Origin of the sequence: Nocardioides szechwanensis (genome assembly GCF_900103935.1) — a bacterium.
In the GTDB taxonomy this organism is placed as follows: Bacteria; Actinomycetota; Actinomycetes; order Propionibacteriales; family Nocardioidaceae; genus Nocardioides; species Nocardioides szechwanensis.
The window spans coordinates 83,762-102,196 of the sequence record NZ_FNIC01000001.1 but is presented as its reverse complement, the minus strand read 5'-3'; the positions used below and the strand labels follow the sequence as shown (position 1 = coordinate 102,196).

Genomic DNA, 18,435 nt, shown 5'->3' with positions numbered 1-18,435 from the left:
GCCGCCTTCTTGGCCGGTGCCGCCTTCTTGGCCGGTGCCGCCTTCTTGGCCGGTGCCGCCTTCTTGGCCGGTGCCGCCTTCTTGGCGGGAGCCGACTTCTTGGCAGGGGCCGCCTTCTTGGCAGCGGCCGCCGCCCTCTTGGCCGGCGCAGCTGCCTTCTTGGCCGCGGGTGCCGCAGCAGAGAGCGTCAGCTTCGGCAGCTTCTTCGCACCGGAGACGACGTTCTTCAGGTCGGCGCCGGCACTGAACTTCGGCACCGCCGTCTTCTTGGCCTTGATGCGGGCACCGGTCTGCGGGTTGCGGACCCACCGTGCCTCGCGGATCCTCTTCTCGAACGAGCCGAAGCCCGTGATGGCGACCTTCTCGCCCTTGGCAACTTCCCGGGTGATGGTGTCGAGCACGGACTCGAGCGCGTGGGATGCAGCCTTGCGGTTCCCCTCGTAGCGAGCGGCGAGTGCGTCGATGAGCTGTGACTTGTTCACTAGCTTCCCTTCCAATGAACTAACGGCGCCGAGACTTTGCTCGACTTTCATCAAGGCACGCTAGGCATTGGTGGCGATTGTCACAATCACCACGCCGTGTAAACGCACACCTATTTTCGGCGCGTCGCACCGTGAATCCCCCGCAGGTGCGCGGAGATCTGCACTGTCGGGCGCATGCACCGCGATATGTGGGTGGGGAATCCCCAAGCCTGGTTGGGGAAACTGCCTCAGAGAGTGGCGGGCTTCCAGCTCGGGCGGGTCGCTTCGTAGGCCGTGATGTCGTCGGCGTGGCTCAGGGTGATCCCGACGTCGTCGAGACCCTCCAGCAGGCGCCAGCGCGTGTAGTCGTCGATGTCGAAGGAGTCCTCGACGGCGTCGACACCCTCACCGGCACGCACCGTGCGTGACTCGAGGTCCACGGTGACCGTGGTCCCGGGAGACTCCTCGAGCAGGTCCCAGAGTCGCTGGACGACCTTCTCGTCGACCTGCGCGGCGAGCAGTCCGGCCTTGCCGGAGTTGCCTCGGAAGATGTCGGCGAAGCGTGAGGAGATGACGGCCTTGAACCCGTAGTTCTGCAGGGCCCAGACCGCGTGCTCGCGCGACGACCCGGTGCCGAAGTCGGGTCCGGCGACGAGCACCGACCCGGCGGCGTACGCCTCGTTGTTGAGGACGAACGTCGGGTCGTTGCGCCAGGCGCTGAACAGCCCGTCCTCGAACCCGTCACGGGTGACCCGCTTGAGGTAGACGGCCGGGATGATCTGGTCGGTGTCGACGTTGCTGCGGCGCAGGGGCACGCCGACGCCGGTGTGGCTCGAGAACTTCTCCATGTCAGTTGCTCCCCACGGTGACGGGTGGTTCCTGAGGTGGGTGCGAAGCACCCTTCTCGAAGGGTTCGAGGTCGGCCGGGGACGACAGCGTCCCGCGCACGGCAGTGGCCGCGGCCACGGGCACGGAGACCAGGTGGGTGCGGCCACCCTTGCCCTGCCGGCCCTCGAAGTTGCGGTTGGACGTCGACGCGCTGCGCTCACCGGGAGCCAGGGTGTCGGGGTTCATGCCGAGACACATCGAGCAGCCCGCTCCGCGCCACTCGGCGCCGGCGGCCTTGAAGATCGCGTCGAGGCCTTCTGCCTCGGCCTGGAGGCGCACGCGTACCGAGCCGGGTACGACGAGCAGGCGGGTGTCGGGGTCGACCGTGTGGCCCTGGATGATCTCGGCCGCGAGGCGCAGGTCCTCGATCCGGCCGTTGGTGCAGGAGCCGACGAAGACGGTGTCGACCTTGACCTCGCGCATCGGGGTGCCGGCCTCGAGCGCCATGTACTGCAGCGCCTTCTCGGCCGCGACCCGGTCCTGCGCGTCCGCGAAGTCCGCGGGGTAGGGCACGGAGGCGCCGAGCGGCACGCCCTGCCCGGGGTTGGTACCCCACGTGACGAACGGCGTCATCTCGCTCGCGTCGAGGACGATCTCCTCGTCGAACTCCGCGTCGGCGTCGGTGACCAGCGTCTTCCAGTGGGCCACGGCGGCGTCCCAGTCGGCGCCCTTCGGCGCCTCCGGCTTGCCCTCGATGTAGTCGAACGTGGTCTGGTCGGGAGCGATCAGGCCAGCCTTGGCGCCCCACTCGATGCTCATGTTGCAGACCGTCATCCGGCCCTCCATCGAGAGCTCCTCGATGGCCTGCCCGCGGTACTCGACGATGTAGCCCTGTCCGCCACCGGTCCCGGTGTGGGCGATCAGGGTGAGCACCATGTCCTTGGCGGTGACGCCCGGCGGCAGCGAGCCGTTGATGGTGACCGCCATCGTCTTGGGCTTGGCCTGCATCAGGGTCTGGGTCGCGAGCACGTGCTCGACCTCGGACGTGCCGATGCCGAACGCGATCGCGCCGAACGCGCCGTGGGTGCTGGTGTGACTGTCGCCGCACACGATCGTCATCCCGGGCTGGGTCAGCCCCAGCTGCGGACCGACGACGTGGACGATGCCCTGCTCGACGTCGCCGAGCGGGTGCAGCCGGACGCCGAACTCGGCGCAGTTCTTGCGCAGCGTCTCGACCTGCGTGCGCGAGACGGGGTCGGCGATCGGCTTGTCCCAGTCGACGGTCGGGACGTTGTGGTCCTCGGTCGCGATCGTCAGGTCGGGGCGGCGGACGGTCCGTCCGGCGATGCGCAGGCCGTCGAAGGCCTGCGGGCTGGTCACCTCGTGGATGAGGTGGAGGTCGATGAAGAGGAGGTCGGGCTCTCCCGCGGCGGACCGGACGACATGCTCGTCCCACACCTTCTCGGACAACGTCCTGCCCATGACCACTCCTTCATGCCGATCGTGACGCGCTTCTCAGTACGACCCGAACCCTACCCCTTGCATCCCATGGAGTGAGACGGCAGTATTGCCATATGGACAACTCCAGTGGTGTCGGCGTCCTCGACAAGGCCGCCTTGGTGCTCACCGCGCTCGAGTCCGGACCGGCCACCCTCGCGGGTCTCGTGGCCGGCACGGGCCTGGCCCGACCGACCGCCCACCGGCTCGCCGTAGCCCTCGAGCACCACCGCCTCGTCGCCCGCGACATGCAGGGCCGCTTCGTGCTCGGCCCGCGTCTGGCCGAGCTGTCGGCCGCCGCCGGCGAGGACCGCCTCCTCGCCACCGCCGGCCCCGTCCTCGCGCGCCTGCGCGACATCACCGGCGAGTCCGCCCAGCTGTGGCGCCGCCAGGGCGAGCACCGCGTCTGCGTCGCCGCCGCCGAGCGCCCCTCCGGCCTGCGCGACACCATCCCCGTCGGGTCGCAGCTGACGATGCGCGCCGGCTCCGCCGCCCAGGTGCTGCTCGCCTGGGAGGACCCCGAGCGCATGCACCGCGGTCTGCAGAACGCCGCCTTCTCCGCCGCCGCCCTGTCCGGCATCCGCCGCCGCGGCTGGGCCCAGTCGGTCGGCGAGCGCGAGCAGGGCGTGGCCTCGGTCTCGGCCCCGGTCCGCTCCCCCGGCGGCAAGATCATCGCCGCCGTCTCCGTCTCCGGCCCGCTCGAGCGCCTCTCGCGTCAGCCCGGCCGCATGCACGCCCCCGCCGTACTCGCCGCCGCGGAGCGGCTGTCCGAGTCGCTGCGCCGCGCCGCGGCCGAGTAGCTCAGAACAAGGCATCCTGTTCCAGCTCCAGCAAGGTCTGCTTGCGCTCGATGCCGCCGGCGTAGCCGGTGAGCGTGCCGTTGGCGCCGATGACGCGGTGGCACGGGATCACGATCGGGATCGGGTTGCTGCCGTTGGCCAGGCCCACGGCCCGCGAGGCGGCGTTGGTCTTGCCGAGCTGCGCGGCGATCTGGCCGTAGGACGCGGTCTGGCCGTAGGCGATGCCGACGAGCTGCTCCCACACCCGCTTCTGGAAGTCGGTCCCGGCCGGTGCGAGCGGCAGGTCGAACTCCTTGAGGTCGCGGGCGAAGTAGGCCGTCAGCTGCCGCTTGGTCTCCACGAGCAGCGGGTGGCTGTCGTCGCGGACCCCGCGCACCCGACCGTCGGGGTCGCGGAACGGCGAGAACTCGATCGCCGTGATCGCGCCCGCCTGCTCGACGAGGCGCAGCTCGCCGATCGATGAGTCCATGGTCGTCCACATGTCAGTGCTCCTTGAGTAAGTGCCAGAGGTACAGCTGGGCGTAGGACCGCCAGGGCCGCCAGCCCTCGGCGAGCTCGGTGGCGTCGGCCGGGTCCCGGCCGAGGGCGACGAGGGCGTCGCGGATGCCGATGTCGGTCGGCAGGAAGACGTCGGGGTGCCCGAGCGCGCGCAGGGCGATGTAGTCGGCCGTCCACGGGCCGATGCCCGGGATCGCCAGCAACGCACGTCGTACGCCGTCCCGGTCGGCGCCGCGGTCGAGCGCCAGGTCCCCCGACGCCAGCGCCTCGCACAGGGCGACCAGCGCGCGACCGCGGGCGCGGGGCATCGGGAGGTCGTCGGGGTCGAGCCCGGCCAGGACGGCGGCGCTCGGGAAGAGGTGGGTCAGCTCGCCCGCCGGATGCGCCAGCGGCTCACCGTGGGTGACGGTGAGCCGGGCCGCGACCGTGCGCGCGCCGGCGACGCTCACCTGCTGTCCGAGCACGGCGCGCACGGCGACCTCGTGGCCGTCGACATGGCCGGGCACGCGTAGGCCGGGCGTGCGTCGGACGAGCGGGCCGATGACGGGGTCGCCGGCGAACGCGTCGGCGACTGCCACCGGGTCGCAGTCGGCGTCGAGGAGCCGGCGCGTCCGCTCGGTGGCCGCCGCGACGTCGCGCAGGTCCTCGAGCGCGAACGTGGCCGTCACGAACGCGGTCTGCCCCACCTCGGGCACGTCGGGGACGTCGAGCCGCACCGTGCCGGAACCGTGTGGGAGGGACAGGGTCCGGGCGTACCAGCCGGGCCCGGCCTCCTCGACGCCCGGGACCGCGCGGGTGGCGAGGAAGTCGAGCAGCGCGGCGCCGGCGAACGGTGTGCGCACGGCCAGCCGCATGGTGACGCTGCCGGTGGCGGCGTGGCCGCCGCGACGGCCACGCAGGTCGGTCGGGGAGGTGGCGTAGACCTCGCGAACGGTCTCGTTGAACTGGCGGATGCTGGAGAAGCCGGCGGCGAACGCGATGTCGGAGTAGCTGAGATCGGTGGTCTCGATCAGCACGCGGGCGGTCTGGGCCCGCTTGGCCCGGGCCAGGCCGAGCGCACCGGCGCCGAGCTCGGCGACGAGCAACCGGGACAGGTGGCGCGGGGTGTAGCCGACCCGGCGGGCCAGGCCTTCGACGCCCTCGCGGTCGACCACGCCGTCGGAGATCAGCCGCATCGCGCGGCCGGCCGCGGTGGCCGCGACGTCCCAGTCGGGGCTGCCGGGCGTCGCGTCGGGCAGGCAGCGCTTGCAGGCGCGGTAGCCGGCCGCCTGGGCCGAGGCCGGGCTCGGGTGGAACGTGACGTTGACGAAGGCGGGGGTGCGCGCCGGGCACGACGGACGGCAGTAGATGCCCGTCGTACGCACGGCGGTGTAGAAGACGCCGTCGAAGCGCCGGTCACGGGACTTGACGGCGCGGTAGCAGGACTCGGCGTCCCATCGCTCCACTGTCGGCATAGGTCCATCATGTCCCACCGCACCGACCATCACTGGCGGAAATCGGACACGAGGGCGTGCGCCTGTCGATCCGGGGTTTACGCGAATGTCACCTGAGCCAACCAGGTGTTTGTGATGATGTGAACGTGGCCGACGACCAGATGCCGCCGGCCGATGTGCCGGCGACCGAGACGATGCACCCCAAGCACCGCCGGATGGTCCTGCGCGTCATCCTCGTGACCCACCTGGTCCTGGCGCTGCTGACCGGCGTCGGCGTGGCCGTGGGCTACCAGCAGCTCAACGGCAACATCGAGACGCTCCCGGGCATCCCCGACGAGGTCGACCGCCCGGACAAGGTGAAGGTCGAGGGCCCGAAGCAGCCGATCAACATCCTGATCATGGGCTCCGACACCCGCGACGGCGAGGGCAACCAGATCGACGGCGAGTCCGGGAGCGAGGGCTCCGACACCACGATCCTGCTGCACATCTCCGCGGACCGTGAGGACGCGTACGGCGTGAGCCTGCCGCGCGACGCGCTGGTGGACCGTCCGGAGTGCGTGATGGCGGACGGCGAGAAGATCCCGGCCGAGCAGCTGGCGATGTTCAACGAGGCGTTCTCGCTGGGCGGTCCCCTGTGCACCGTGCAGATGGTCGAGAAGCTCACCGACATCCGGATCGACCACCAGATCGTCGTGGACTTCAACGGGTTCAAGGACATGGTCGACGCGGTCAACGGCGTCGACGTCTGCATCCCCAAGGACGTCGACGACGACGAGCACAACATCCACTTCGACGCCGGCGAGCAGACGCTGTCGGGCCAGCAGGCGCTCAACTACGTGCGCGAGCGCTATGTCCTGTCGGTCACCGGCGACATCGGCCGGATGACGCGCCAGCAGGCGTTCATCGCGTCGATGATCAACAAGGTCGTCTCCGCCGGCACGCTCTCTCGCCCCGACCGGGTCTACTCGTTCCTCGACGCGGCGACCAGCTCGCTGATGCTCGACGAGGAGCTCGCCAACCTGAAGTCCCTGGTCGACCTCGCGCTGCAGTTCAAGAACACCGGCCTCGACGACATCAAGTTCATCACCGTGCCGTTCGCGGAGTACGAGCCCGACCCCAACCGCCTGGTGTGGACCGACGAGGCCGACGACCTGTGGGAGCGGATCCGCAACGACCGCCGCCTGGGCCGCGAGTTCAGCGGCGACAGCCTCAGCGCCGACGACCCCGTCGGTACGACGAGCGGCGCACCGTCCGGCGACGGCTCGCCGACCGCCGAGGAGTCCGCCGACGCGGAGGCGAAGGCCGCCGAGCGGCTCGCCGCCGGCCTCTGCGCGTAGGCCTACGGCGCTGCCGGAAGCCTGACGAGAGCGACGAAGGGCCCGGTCTGGTGACCGGGCCCCTCGCATGCTGTACCCCCGACCGGATTCGAACCGGCGCTACCGCCGTGAGAGGGCGGCGTGCTAGGCCGCTACACAACGGGGGCCTGTGACGCTGTTGTCGTGCGAGTGGTGCTGCTGGGACAACCTGCGAGAGTCTAGCGAAGCCCCTCGCAGGGGACCAAACCGAGGTCTCCACCTCGGTTTTCGCTGGGATACTAGGACTCGAACCTAGAATAACTGGACCAGAACCAGTCGTGTTGCCAATTACACCATATCCCAATGGTTTTAGTGCTGTTCGGCTCCCCTGACCGCGGTCCAGGAGCCGAGGAGAAACCTTACATGCGAGGTCGGAGCGGTTCCAAAACGGCCTGCTCGCTGGTGCTCCGCAGCCCCATCAGACGTGCGACCCAGAGGGCCAGCCCGAGGTAGGTCAACGACTGGGTGAGTGTCACCGGCAGGCTCCACCAGGTGCCGCCGGTGGGGTTGAGCGCCGACGTCATGTCGCCGTACGCGAGCGCCACGCCGAACGCCAGGAAGTTGTTGAGCACGTGCATCGCGATGCCCGCCTCGAGGCCTCCGGTGAGCACCACGAGCGTCCCGGCGACCAGCCCGAACGCCAGCCGGTCTACGAAGATCGGCGGGTCCTGGGCGCCGTGCGCGAGCGCGAACAGCACCGACGGCACGACCACCGCGGCGATCAGGGACACCCGGCCGGCCGGGAACCAGGCGCCGACCGTCTGGGTCAGGTAGCCGCGGAACGCGTACTCCTCCCCCGCGGCCTGGAGCGGCGTCAGCAGCAGCACGACGAGCAGGAAGTCACGCGTCCGGCTGGTGAAGTCGTTGAGGTCGCCGCTCACGTCGGAGTCGGCGGTCGGGAGGAACGCCGCGACGATCAGGGTCGCGACCAGCGCCAGCATCGACAGGCCCAGGCACACCGCGAACCAGCGCCACCGGATCTTCGGGGCGATCGACGCCAGCCAGCGCGGGCGGACCCGGTGGACCATCCAGACGACCATCCAGATCGCGGGGATCGCGGTGGCCCAGCCCAGGTTGACCACGGCGAGGTACGACGGCATCACCTCGCCCTTGCCGGAGAGCCGGTCCTCGATCTCCGACAGCGGGAGCCCGGTGGTGGCGAGGTAGCCACCGACGACGGCCACGACGACGACCTGGAGGACGAAGATGAACCCGACCACGGACGCCAGACCCAGCAGCGCGCGCCACCACGCCCAGCGCCCGCCGCGCAGCACCCGGTGGTAGGGCAGCCCGACCGGCGCGGGCAGGGTGGGGTCGCTCATCTCAGGCGAGCGCGCTCTGCAGCCGGCTCAGGCTGCGTTCGCGCCCGAGCAGCTCCATCGACTCGAACAGCGGCGGCGACACCCGGCGGCCGGTGATCGCGACGCGGATCGGGCCGAACGCCACCCGCGGCTTGAGCCCCATCCCGTCGACGAGCTCCGACTGCAGCGCCTCCTGGATGGCGGCGGTCGACCACTCCCGGAGGGCCTCGAGCCGCGGGATGCTCCGGGCGACGACAGCGCGGCCGTCGTCGTTCAGCAGCTTCTCGGCGTCGGCCGGGTCGAGCGCGAACTCGGCCTCGTCGACGAACAGGAAGCCCAGCATGTCGACGGCCTCGGTGAGCTTGTTGATCCGCTCGGCGACCAGCGGCATCGCGAGCTCGAGCAACTTCGCGTCGGCGTCGGAAACCGGGTCGGAGACGACCCCCGCGGCCTTGAGGAACGGCAGCGCCCGGTGGGTGATGTCCTCGACGGACAGCAGGCGCATGTGCGATGCGTTGATCGCGTCGGCCTTCTTGAGGTCGAAACGCGCGGGGTTGGGGTTGACGTCGCCGATGTCGAACGCCTCGACCATCTCGTCCATCGTGAAGATGTCCCGGTCACCGGAGATCGCCCACCCCAGCAGCGCGAGGTAGTTGAGCAGGCCCTCGGGGATGAACCCCTGGTCGCGGTAGGCCAGCGCGTGCGCCTCGGGGTCGCGCTTGGACAGCTTCTTGTTGCCCTGGCCCATGACGTAGGGCAGGTGACCGAACAGCGGGGTCGTCTTCGCGATCCCGAGCTCGACGAGCGCGCCGTAGAGGGCGATCTGGCGGGGCGTGCTGGAGAGCAGGTCCTCACCGCGCAGGACGTGCGTGATCTCCATGAGGGCGTCGTCGACCGGGTTGACCAGCGTGTAGAGCGGGTCGCCGTTGGCGCGGCACAGCGCGTAGTCGGGGACGTTCTCGGTCTCGAAGGTGATGTCGCCGCGGACCAGGTCGGTCCAGGTGATCGAGCCGTCGGGCATCCGGAAGCGGACGATCGGCCGACGCCCCTCGGCCTCGAACGCGGCCCGCTGGTCGGCGGAGAGCTCGCGGCAGAAGCCGTCGTAGCCCATGATCTTGGAGCCGGACGCCTTGCGGCGCGCGTCGACCTCGTCGTTGGTACAGAAGCACTCGTAGGTGAAGGACGAGTCGCGCAGACGCGCCAGTGCGTCGGCGTAGATCTCGCCGCGCTCGCTCTGCTTGTAGGGGCCGTGCGGACCGCCGACCTCGATCCCCTCGTCCCACGTGAGCCCGAGCCAGCGCCACAGCTCGAGGATGGCGTCGTAGGACTCCTGGGTGTTGCGCTCCTTGTCGGTGTCCTCCATGCGGAAGACGATCGTGCCCCCGTGATGACGGGCGAAGGCCCAGTTGAACAGCGCCGTACGGGCCAGGCCGACGTGCGGCGAGCCGGTCGGGGACGGACAGAACCGGACGCGAACGTCACTCATCGAAATGCCACCTTGTTGGTGAGGGTGCCGAGGCCGGCGACCGAGATCTCGATCTCGTCACCGACCTCCATGGGGCCGACACCCTCGGGGGTGCCGGTGAGGATGACGTCGCCGGGCAGCAGCGTCATGACGCTGGAGACATGGGCGACCAGCGCGGGGATGTCGAAGATCATGTCGGCGGTGGTGCCGTCCTGGACCAGCTCACCGTTGAGGTGGGTCTGGATCGCGACGCCGTCGATGAAGTGCTGGGGGTCGAGGTCGGTCTCGATCCAGGGACCCAGCGGGCAGAACGAGTCGAAGCCCTTGGCCCGCGTGAACTGCACGTCGGACTTCTGCAGGTCGCGCGCGGTGACGTCGTTGGCGATCGTGTAGCCGTGGATGACGTCGGTCGCCTGCTCGGGAGGTACGTCGCGGCAGATCCGGCCGATCACGACGGCGAGCTCGCCCTCGTAGTGGAGGTTCTGCGTCTGGCGCGGGTAGTAGATCGGGTCGCCGGGACCGACCACGCTGGTGTTGGGCTTGAGGAACATCAGAGGCTCGTCGGGCAGGTCGTTGCCCATCTCGGCGGCGTGGGCGGCGTAGTTGCGGCCGATGCCGACGACCTTGGAGCGCGGCAGCACGGGCGCCAGCAGCTTGACGTCGGAGAGCCGGTGCTCCTGGTCGAGCAGCTTGATGCCGACGTAGAGCGGGTCGCCGGAGATCGCGACGATGACGCTGTCCTCGGCCGGCTGGCCGAACTCGTCGACCTCGCCCGTGACGACGCCGTAGGACGGCTCTGAACCAGTGGTGAACCTCGCGATACGCACCCCTTGACCCTATCCGCCGACTACGCGGCACCTACCCTTGGTGGGTGGAGATCGAGGTGCTCGACGAGCCAGCCTGGCGCGCCCGCGCGGCCGCTCACGAGGCGCGCGTCGACACGTTCGTGCGTCCGCACCTCGAGCGCCGCGGGGCGCGGGTCAAGCACCCCGTCCACGACTTCCTCTTCACCTACTACTCCCAGCGCCCTGCCCAGCTGCGGCGCTGGCACCCCGGCTACGGCGTGCGGCTCGCAGACGCCCCGGAGTACGACGGGCTCAAGGGCTACGAAGACGGCACCGTCTCGGCGGCGTACGTCGCGTCACAGCGGCCGCTGGTGGAGTCGATCCACGCGCTGCTCAGCGCGACCGCCGCGAGGCCGGCCCACTTCGGCTGCTTCGGGCTGCACGAGTGGGCGATGGTCTACCGGCTCGGCGAGGACGAGACCCGGCACGCCGACTGGCCGCTGCGTCTCGGCGGCGCAGGCACCGACGCGGTCGTCGAGTCGCACAAGGTGGCGTGCTCACACTTCGACGCGTTCCGCTTCTTCACCGGGCCGGCCCGGCCGCTCAACACCCTGTCCCCCGGCCGCGACGACCGCGCCGCGTTCGAGCAGCCGGCCTGTCTCCACGCGGGCATGGACCTCTACAAGCACGCGTTCCGGCTCACCCCGATGATCTCGTCCGACGTCGTCGCCGACTGCTTCGAGCTGGCCCGCGACATCCGCGAGCTCGACATGCGCGCGGCGCCGTACGACCTCGCGGACCTCGGCTTCGAGCCCGTGCGCATCGAGACACCCGAGGGCAAGACGGCGTACGTCGAGGCGCAGCGCGACTTCGTGCGCAGGGGCCCGCCCCTGCGCACGCGCCTCGTCGAGGAGTGCGAGCGGCTGCTCGCGTACTGACCGCGACGGGCCGCCCTCCCCTCTGTTCGGATCACCCGCGGAAAGGAGTCCTGGATGGTGTAGTAGCTGCTCGGTCCCATGAGCGTTGGAGGCACGCAGTGACATCCCCAACACCCGCCGGTTGGTTCCCCGACGCGAACGATCCATCGATGATCCGGTGGTGGGACGGGCACCAGTGGACCGAGCACACTCGACCGCGCCAGCCTGCGGGTCCTCCATCGGAAGGCACGACAGGGACGCCACCCCGAGTTGCGGAGCCGACCACAACACCCGGCGATGGGTCTCGCCCGCAGCGCCCTCGCCTTTTCGGCAAGGGTCAGGCACTTGATGAGGCGAACGCCGAGATCGAGCGCCTGCGTGCTGAACTCGTTCGGGTCGGAGCTTGGGATGTCGTTCAGAAGTCAGCCGAGCTCGACCGGCTGAGCAATGAGATCGGCGCGGCTCATGCAGACCTCGCCCAGCAGCAATCCGCTGCCCTGGTCGAGCGCCAGCGGGTCGAGAACGAGCTCATGCTGCTGCGTCAACGTGTGGTCGAGACCAACGAAGCCGCGATCCTGCAGGAGGTCGGCGTCTACGCCTACCACCACCCACTCGACGACTCCGTCGCCTACAAGTCGGAACTGTCTCGGCTGCAGGATCGAATCAAAGCGATGGTCAAGAAGGACGGCGGAGCGATCTCGGCATCGACCACGTGGCAGGTCGACGGGTCGGTCGTGAAGGGCCGCAAGATGGTGAACGACATCTCCAAGCTGATGCTCCGTGCCTACAACGCTGAAGCCGACAATCTTGTGCGCAGTCTCAAGCCCTACAAGGTCCAGTCCGCGAAGGACCGACTCACCAAGGTCGCGCACACGATCGCCAACCTCGGCAGCTCAATGTCGATCCGAGTGTCCGTTCCCTACCACGAATTGAGGTTGCGGGAACTTGAACTGACTGCCGACTACTTGGAGAAGGTCACCGAGGAGAAGGAGCGGGACCGCGAAGAACGCGAACGACTTCGCGAGGAGCGCAAGGTTGAGCAGGAGATCGAACGCGAGCGCCAACGGTTGCGCAAGGAGCAGCAACAGTTCGAGCAGGCGATTCGCCAACTCGAAGCTCAGGGTGACGCGGAGGGCGCCGAAAGGCTCCGCGTACAGCTCCAAGGCGTGATGGGGGAGATCGAAGCCGTCGACTTCCGCGCCCGCACGCTCACAGCCGGCCACGTCTACGTGATCTCGAACATCGGGTCCTTCGGTGAAGGAGTGTTGAAGATCGGCATGACCCGGCGACTGGAGCCCATGGACCGAGTCAAGGAGCTGGGGGACGCCTCCGTGCCCTTCATCTTCGACGTGCACGCGCTCTACTTCTCCGAGAACGCGGTCAAGATCGAACGCGAGATGCACCTGGCGTTCGCGGACCGGCGAGTCAACCGCGTCAACAACCGCAAGGAGTTCTTCCGAGTGGGTCCTGCTGAGGCCCGCGACGCTCTTGCCCGCCTATCAGGTGAGTTGATGACGTTCGTCGAAGAGCCAGAAGCGTTGGAGTACAGGCAGGGACTACACGAGTCGAGCGGCGTCGCGTAGGACCGTCGAACATCAACGGCGTACGTCGAGGCGCAGCGGGAGTTCGTGACGAGGCGCGCCGCTACGTCAGCGGATCGTGAGGAGTCGCGACGTAGGCCTCCCGGCACGCATCAAGGCTATTGGCGTCTCGTGAAGCTGACCTTGCCGCTTGTGTTGTGGGTGAGCTGGTAGTCGGGGTGGTGGGCCAGGGTGTGATGTCTTGGGCAGAGGAGTGCACCGTCATCAACGGAGGTGTGGCCGCCGTGGGCCCATTGGGTGAGGTGGTGGGCCTCGCACCAGGAGGCGGGACGCTCACAGGCGAGAGTCACGCAGCCCTTGTCACGTACGGCCATCGCGATGCGCTGGGCTTTGGTGTGGAAGCGGCGTCGGCGGCCGACATCGAGGACCTCGGACTTGCCACCGAGGACGACCGGGATGGTCCCGGCTTCGCAGGCGAGCTTCCTCGCGAGGCCGGGGCTGATCCTGATGCCGGTGTCGAGCTGAGCCGCTTTGAGTCCGCCCATGAGGGTCTCGAGGGTCATCGTCACGACGACGGTGGCGGAGACGCCGCCGGCAGTAGGGAGCTTCTCGGCGGGGTTGCGGCGGATGTAGTCCATGAACGCGAGCCCCATCCCGTGCGGGTCGAACCCGTGGCCGCCGGCGTGGGGTGCGGCGATCGCGCGGAGTGCCTTGCGGAGCATGTCGGCCTCGGCGGTGCGGATCGCGAACCGGCCGTAGGTCATGCCGTGGCCGTCGTCGTGCATCGTGAGCCGGGCCTTCGCCTCGGCCTCGCGTTCTTCCTTGGCGAGCTGTCTGGCTTCCTCGGCCTCGCCGACCTCGGGGGCGACGACGTCGAGGATGCGGCGGCCCTGGATGCGCAGCGCTTTGGCGTCGTAGTCCTTCGCCGCCGCAAGGAGGTGGTCACGGGCCAGCGACTTGATGTCTGGGTCGACGTCATCGGGCAACGCGTCGAAGGCCTGGGTGATCACGGCCGCCTGGTCGAGAAGCACATCGCCGCCGGCGAGCGCTTCTCCGACGGGCTCGTGCTGATCGAGCGCCTTGGCGAGCTTGACCTTGCGATGCGCTTCGGCCTGGGTCATGTGGGTCGCGTTGGCCCACCACACGCCCGCCGACGTGGCGCCGGAGGCGTCGCCGACACGGTTGCGGTCGGCATGCGCAGCGACCTTCAGCTCCAACGCCGCAAGTCGCGCGACCAAGCGGGTGGCTCGGACCAGCGCCCGGCGAGTGTCGTCGTCGCTCATCGACCAGGCGCGGGCGTGCTGAACGTGGTCGAGCTCGGCTTCGATCGCGGACAGCGCAGCGGCGATCGGGTGGTCCCGATCGGTGCGGTGTCCGGTGCTGGTCATGGACCTACTCCAGCACTGCCCACCGACGGTCAGAGGCCTCAGAACCCTCTGTCCACAAGGACTTTCGGAACTTTCTAACTTTTTACCTTGACGGCGAGACCCGGTTTGCTAGAGCGCGGGCCGACAGCTCCCGAGAAGAGGGCGGTTCGACCGACCCGCAACCGCCCAAAGCCCACCGCTCATCAGCAGCCACATGGCGCCGGCGACGGCACCTGTGACGAATGTCCCAAGGGTGGACGCGGCCTTGCGGAGCGACCTTCGAGTGTTACTAAGGTGAGCCTTACCTAAATCTCTCGGAAGGATGTCCGGTGGCTGCTCCCGCCCCGCACCCGCTCTCCCACCTGTTCCACCCCCGCCACGTCGACGACTACGTCGCGACCATGACGCTGGGGGTGGACCACCTGGCCGGCATCATGCGCCGGCTGACCGGTCCCGCGACGGGCACCGCGCCACAGCAGGCCGCGCCACCGATCACCGCCGTCGACCTGGATCAGCCGCTGCACGACCCCGAGCTGGCACTGGCCGAGATGAGCCGGCTCTACCTCGACGACGCGGTGTGGTTCCACGACCCGTCGTACGCGGCCCACCTCAACTGCCCGGTCGTGATCCCGGCGCTGCTGGCGGAGGTGTTCGTGTCGGCGGTCAACTCCAGCCTGGACACCTTCGACCAGTCCGTCGGCGGCACGTTCGTCGAGCGGCACCTCGTGGACTGGACCTGCGGCCGGATCGGCTTCGGGCCGGGCGCCGACGGGATCTTCACCAGCGGCGGCACCCAGTCCAACCTCCAGGGGCTGCTGCTCGCGCGGGACCGCGCCCTGCTGACGGCCACCGACGACCCGACACTGCTGCGGATCTTCGCGTCGGTCGACGGGCACTTCAGCGTCCAGAAAGCGGCCCGCGTGCTCGGCCTCGGCGACGACGCCGTGGTGACCGTGCCCGTCGACGGCGACCGGCGGATGGACGCCGGCGCGCTCGGCAAGGCGCTCGCCGACTGCGTCGCGGCCGGGCTGGTCCCGATGGCTGTGGTGGCCACCGCGGGCACCACCGACTTCGGGGCGATCGACCCGCTGCGCACGGTCGCCGCCCTGGGCGAGCTGTACGGCGCGTGGTTCCACGTCGACGCGGCGTACGGCGGCGGGCCTGCTCGTGCGCGACGGCGCCCACCTCGGCCACGTCACCTGGCACGCCGACTACCTCAACCCCAAGGACCCCGACGGCACCGGCCACCCCAACCAGGTCGACAAGAGCCTGCAGACCACCCGCCGTTTCGACGCGCTCAAGCTGTGGCTGACGCTGCGGATCATGGGGCCGGACCAGATCGGCGGCTACGTCGACACCGTGGTCGACCTGGCCCATGACGTCGCCCTGCGGCTCGACGCCGACCCGGCGATCGAGGTCGCGGCCACGCCGCAGCTGTCCACCGTGGTGTTCCGCTACCGACCCGACGGCGTCTCGGAGGACGAGGCCGACCGGCTCACGCCGCTGATCCGCACCGCGCTCTACGAGAGCGGCACCGCGATGGTGGCCGCCACCAAGGTCTCCGGGCGGTGCTGGCTCAAGCTCACGCTGCTCAACCCGATGGCCACGACCGAGCAGGTGCTGGGGATCTGCGCTCGGATCGTGTCCTTCGGGAACCAGCTCGCACTCGAGGAGGCGGTCGCGTGACGACGTACGACGTGATCGGCATCGGCGTCGGCCCGTTCAACCTCGGGCTGGCCAGCCTCACCGACCCTCTCGACCTCGACGCGGTGTTCCTCGAGGCCCGCGACGAGCTCGCCTGGCACCCCGGGATGATGCTCGACGACGCGACGCTCCAGGTGCCGTTCCTGGCCGACCTGGTCACGATGGCCGACCCCACGTCGCGCTGGTCGTTCTTGAGCTACCTCAAGGAGACCGGCAACCTCTACCCCTTCTACATCCGCGAGTCCTTCTACCCGCTGCGCCGTGAGTACGACGACTACTGCCGCTGGGCCGCCGAGCGGCTGAGCAGCGTGCGCTTCGGCCAGGCCGTGGTCTCGGTCGAGCACGTCGACGACTGCCGCGCGGCCGCCTACGTCGTCACCACCGGCACCGGGGAGGAGTACGTCGGCCGGCGGCTCGTGCTCGGCACCGGCACGCAGCCGCGGGTGCTCGAGTGCGTCCACGACGCGGGCGGGCCCGCGACCCACTCGGCCGACTACCTCTCGCACAAGGCCGCACTGCAGCACCTGGACTCGATCGCGATCGTGGGCAGCGGCCAGAGCGCGGCCGAGATCTACCTCGACCTGCTCGCCGAGGCACCCGACCACGGCTACGCGCTGACCTGGCTGACGCGCAGCCCGCGGTTCTTCCCGATGGAGTACACCAAGCTCACGCTGGAGATGACGTCCCCGGAGTACACCGCCTACTTCCAGGGCCTTCCCGAGCTCACCCGCGCCCGGCTGCTGCGCGAGCAACGCGCGCTCTACAAGGGGATCAGCGGCGACCTGGTCGACGCGATCTTCGACCTCCACTACCAGCAGCGGGTCACCGGCGACGGCCCGCGCACGACGCTCGTCACCAACACGGCGGTGACCGGCGCGGCGTGGGACGGCACGGCGTACGACCTGGAGCTGCACCACACCGAGACCGACGAGAGCTTCGGCCTGCGCACGCAGGGGCTCGTGCTCGCGACCGGCTACGAGGCGCGGGTCCCAGCCTTCCTCGACGGCGTGCGGGACCGGATCGCGTGGGACGCTGAGGGACGCTACGTCGCCTCGTCGTCGTACGCCGTTGACCACTGGGGTCAGGAGATCTTCGTGCAGAACGCCGAGGAGCACACGCACGGCTTCGTCGCTCCCGACCTCGGCATGGGCGCCTACCGCAACTCGGTCATCGTCGCCGCGCTGACCGGGCGCGAGGTCTACCCGGTCGAGAAGCGGATCGCCGTGCAGAGCTTCGGCGTGCCCGACCACCTGAGGAGGGCCCGATGACCAGCACTGGGATCACGCTGGAGCCACTGGACGTCGAGGCCCACGTGGGCCGGCTGCACGCCTGGGTCACGCACCCCGGCTCGGTCTACTGGGAGATGCCGGAGGCGAGCGTCGAGGAGGTCGCGCAGGAGTACACCCAGATGCGCGACAACCCCCACCACCACGCGTGGCTGGGCCGCGTCGACGGCGAGCCGGCGTTCCTCGCCGAGACCTACGACCCCGCGCACTCGCTGCTCGCGGGCACGCCAGAGCTGCGCGAGGGCGACCTCGGGATGCACGTGCTGGTCGCGCCGACCGACCAGCCGGTACCGGGCTTCACGCGGCGGGTCTTCCGCGCGGTGATGGAGCACTGCTTCGCCGACCCCGCCGTACGCCGCGTCGTGGTCGACCCCGACGTGCGCAACGACAAGATCAAGGTGCTCAACGCCCAGGCGGGCTTCGAGGTCGAGCGCGCGATCACGTTGCCGGCCAAGACCGCGGCCCTGTCGTTCTGCACCCGCGAGGCCTTCCTCGCCTCTCCCCTGGTCCGGCCGGAGGAGGGCGCATGAACGTCGACCACCTCAACCCCGGGACGCTCGCGGTCGCGCAACGGCACCTGGTCGCCAAGGCGATCGCGGAGTTCGCGCACGAGCGGCTGCTGGCGCCGGTCGTGGCTGGCGACGGCTACGTCCTCACCACGCCGGACCGCTCCACGTCGTACTCCTTCCGCGCCCGGCGGCTCGCCCTCGACCACTGGGCGCTCGACGAGGCGTCGCTCTCGCGGACCGTCGCGGGCTGGCCCGCGGAGTGCTGGCACCGGCCGCGGCGTCGTACGACCTGTTCCGGGAGGAGTTCGACCACAGCTGTCTCAACCGGCTCCAGCTGCGCAACACCCTGCAGATGGTCGACCTCACCGACCAGGCCGAGTCCCTGCTCTACGCCGGCACGCTGGTGAACCCCATCACGCCGCATCGGTGACCTTGGCCTCTGGGAATGCCCGTTTCTCCGGAGCATCGTGGGGCCAGGAGGAAAAGATGAACAGACCGATCCCCCAGTGCCCGGTCCGACTGGGCGAACCCTGCTCGCTGTGCGTCCCCGGTGCCCACGGTCCCGAGGACTGCGGCCTGGTCTGGCTGGTCATGAACGACCCCGACCTCCGCGAGCAGCTCTCCGAGCTCCGCCGTGAGGCGCTTGCGGCGGGGTAGTCCCCAACACCAGGGCGAATGAGAGCCCTCT

Annotated in this window: 17 protein-coding genes, 2 tRNA genes and 1 pseudogene; 9 read left to right on the top strand and 11 right to left on the bottom strand. The window is 69.6% G+C overall.

The window, feature by feature from the left end; translation table 11 throughout:
* The 3 genes from BLR90_RS21600 to leuC all read right to left on the bottom strand — a co-directional run.
* Positions 1-533 (bottom strand): HU family DNA-binding protein (locus tag BLR90_RS21600; protein WP_281245364.1); only part of this gene is annotated, 533 nt, incomplete at its 3' end.
* A gap of 176 nt (positions 534-709) precedes the next feature.
* The gene (leuD, locus tag BLR90_RS00495) at positions 710-1,309 is read right to left on the bottom strand and encodes a 3-isopropylmalate dehydratase small subunit (RefSeq protein ID WP_091021590.1); all 600 of its coding nucleotides are present in this window, start codon (positions 1,307-1,309) and stop codon (positions 710-712) included.
* A gap of 1 nt (position 1,310) precedes the next feature.
* Complete coding sequence (leuC, locus tag BLR90_RS00490; protein WP_091021588.1) at positions 1,311-2,771, bottom strand: 3-isopropylmalate dehydratase large subunit; 1,461 nt, start codon at positions 2,769-2,771, stop codon at positions 1,311-1,313.
* Between the two features lie 92 nt (positions 2,772-2,863).
* On the opposite strand from leuC, the gene BLR90_RS00485 reads away from it, so the two are divergent.
* Positions 2,864-3,586: an IclR family transcriptional regulator gene (locus BLR90_RS00485; protein ID WP_091021586.1), complete on the top strand. Its 723-nt coding sequence runs from the start codon at positions 2,864-2,866 to the stop codon at positions 3,584-3,586.
* 1 nt (position 3,587) lies between these two features.
* Here the strand turns inward: BLR90_RS00485 and BLR90_RS00480 are convergent, their stop codons facing one another.
* The gene (locus tag BLR90_RS00480; RefSeq protein ID WP_091021584.1) at positions 3,588-4,067 is read right to left on the bottom strand and encodes a methylated-DNA--[protein]-cysteine S-methyltransferase; all 480 of its coding nucleotides are present in this window, start codon (positions 4,065-4,067) and stop codon (positions 3,588-3,590) included.
* A 1-nt stretch (position 4,068) separates the two neighbouring features.
* Positions 4,069-5,538, bottom strand: coding sequence for a DNA-3-methyladenine glycosylase 2 (locus BLR90_RS00475; protein WP_091021582.1), 1,470 nt, complete (start codon positions 5,536-5,538; stop codon positions 4,069-4,071).
* Positions 5,539-5,663: 125 nt separating this feature from the next.
* Between BLR90_RS00475 and BLR90_RS00470 the strand changes: the two genes are divergently transcribed.
* Positions 5,664-6,854 carry an LCP family protein gene (locus tag BLR90_RS00470; RefSeq protein ID WP_091021580.1) on the top strand — a complete coding sequence of 397 codons (1,191 nt, stop codon included), beginning with the start codon at positions 5,664-5,666 and terminating at the stop codon, positions 6,852-6,854.
* Between the two features lie 73 nt (positions 6,855-6,927).
* On the opposite strand, the gene BLR90_RS00465 is transcribed toward BLR90_RS00470, so the two are convergent.
* From BLR90_RS00465 to BLR90_RS00445, 5 genes are all read right to left on the bottom strand, one after another.
* A tRNA-Glu gene (locus tag BLR90_RS00465) sits at positions 6,928-7,000 on the bottom strand.
* Positions 7,001-7,103: 103 nt separating this feature from the next.
* Positions 7,104-7,175, bottom strand: a tRNA-Gln gene (locus BLR90_RS00460).
* 56 nt (positions 7,176-7,231) lie between these two features.
* On the bottom strand, positions 7,232-8,194 hold the full coding sequence (locus BLR90_RS00455; RefSeq protein WP_091021578.1) for a CPBP family intramembrane glutamic endopeptidase: 963 nt from the start codon (positions 8,192-8,194) through the stop codon (positions 7,232-7,234).
* 1 nt (position 8,195) lies between these two features.
* The gene (gene gltX / locus BLR90_RS00450; protein ID WP_091021576.1) at positions 8,196-9,659 is read right to left on the bottom strand and encodes a glutamate--tRNA ligase; all 1,464 of its coding nucleotides are present in this window, start codon (positions 9,657-9,659) and stop codon (positions 8,196-8,198) included.
* Entirely contained in the window at positions 9,656-10,465 is an 810-nt protein-coding gene (locus BLR90_RS00445; protein WP_091021574.1) for a fumarylacetoacetate hydrolase family protein, read from the bottom strand. The genes gltX and BLR90_RS00445 overlap by 4 nt, the downstream gene beginning before the upstream one ends.
* Positions 10,466-10,509: 44 nt before the next feature.
* Between BLR90_RS00445 and BLR90_RS00440 the strand changes: the two genes are divergently transcribed.
* Both BLR90_RS00440 and BLR90_RS00435 read left to right on the top strand, forming a co-directional pair.
* Positions 10,510-11,361 carry a 3-methyladenine DNA glycosylase gene (locus tag BLR90_RS00440; protein ID WP_245715071.1) on the top strand — a complete coding sequence of 284 codons (852 nt, stop codon included), beginning with the start codon at positions 10,510-10,512 and terminating at the stop codon, positions 11,359-11,361.
* Between the two features lie 98 nt (positions 11,362-11,459).
* Positions 11,460-12,923: an SNIPE associated domain-containing protein gene (locus BLR90_RS00435; protein WP_170254231.1), complete on the top strand. Its 1,464-nt coding sequence runs from the start codon at positions 11,460-11,462 to the stop codon at positions 12,921-12,923.
* Positions 12,924-13,039: 116 nt separating this feature from the next.
* Here the strand turns inward: BLR90_RS00435 and BLR90_RS00430 are convergent, their stop codons facing one another.
* Positions 13,040-14,269, bottom strand: a complete 1,230-nt coding sequence (locus BLR90_RS00430) for an HNH endonuclease signature motif containing protein (RefSeq protein ID WP_091021572.1) — start codon at positions 14,267-14,269, stop codon at positions 13,040-13,042.
* Positions 14,270-14,649: 380 nt separating this feature from the next.
* Here BLR90_RS00430 and BLR90_RS00425 point away from each other — a divergent pair.
* From BLR90_RS00425 to BLR90_RS20810, 5 genes and pseudogenes are all read left to right on the top strand, one after another.
* Positions 14,650-15,934, top strand: a pseudogene (locus BLR90_RS00425) (pyridoxal phosphate-dependent decarboxylase family protein).
* Positions 15,931-17,220 (top strand): lysine N(6)-hydroxylase/L-ornithine N(5)-oxygenase family protein, encoded by a 1,290-nt coding sequence (locus BLR90_RS00420; protein ID WP_091021570.1) that lies wholly within the window; start codon positions 15,931-15,933, stop codon positions 17,218-17,220. The pseudogene BLR90_RS00425 and the gene BLR90_RS00420 overlap by 4 nt, the downstream one beginning before the upstream one ends.
* Positions 17,217-17,768 (top strand): GNAT family N-acetyltransferase, encoded by a 552-nt coding sequence (locus BLR90_RS00415; RefSeq protein ID WP_091021568.1) that lies wholly within the window; start codon positions 17,217-17,219, stop codon positions 17,766-17,768. Before BLR90_RS00420 ends, BLR90_RS00415 begins: the two co-directional genes overlap by 4 nt.
* Positions 17,769-18,006: 238 nt before the next feature.
* Complete coding sequence (locus BLR90_RS20815; RefSeq protein ID WP_170254230.1) at positions 18,007-18,177, top strand: hypothetical protein; 171 nt, start codon at positions 18,007-18,009, stop codon at positions 18,175-18,177.
* A gap of 56 nt (positions 18,178-18,233) precedes the next feature.
* Complete coding sequence (locus BLR90_RS20810) at positions 18,234-18,404, top strand: DUF6767 domain-containing protein (protein WP_170254232.1); 171 nt, start codon at positions 18,234-18,236, stop codon at positions 18,402-18,404.
* Positions 18,405-18,435 lie beyond the last annotated feature (31 nt).

Coding starts and splice junctions, on each gene's coding strand:
- BLR90_RS00475 (WP_091021582.1), bottom strand. CDS start 5,538: ATGCCGACAGTGGAGCGATGGGACGCCGAGTCCTGCTACCGCGCCGTC.
- leuD (WP_091021590.1), bottom strand. CDS start 1,309: ATGGAGAAGTTCTCGAGCCACACCGGCGTCGGCGTGCCCCTGCGCCGC.
- BLR90_RS00415 (WP_091021568.1), top strand. CDS start 17,217: ATGACCAGCACTGGGATCACGCTGGAGCCACTGGACGTCGAGGCCCAC.
- BLR90_RS20810 (WP_170254232.1), top strand. CDS start 18,234: ATGAACAGACCGATCCCCCAGTGCCCGGTCCGACTGGGCGAACCCTGC.
- gltX (WP_091021576.1), bottom strand. CDS start 9,659: ATGAGTGACGTTCGCGTCCGGTTCTGTCCGTCCCCGACCGGCTCGCCG.
- BLR90_RS00430 (WP_091021572.1), bottom strand. CDS start 14,269: ATGACCAGCACCGGACACCGCACCGATCGGGACCACCCGATCGCCGCT.
- leuC (WP_091021588.1), bottom strand. CDS start 2,771: ATGGGCAGGACGTTGTCCGAGAAGGTGTGGGACGAGCATGTCGTCCGG.
- BLR90_RS00480 (WP_091021584.1), bottom strand. CDS start 4,067: ATGTGGACGACCATGGACTCATCGATCGGCGAGCTGCGCCTCGTCGAG.
- BLR90_RS00485 (WP_091021586.1), top strand. CDS start 2,864: ATGGACAACTCCAGTGGTGTCGGCGTCCTCGACAAGGCCGCCTTGGTG.
- BLR90_RS00455 (WP_091021578.1), bottom strand. CDS start 8,194: ATGAGCGACCCCACCCTGCCCGCGCCGGTCGGGCTGCCCTACCACCGG.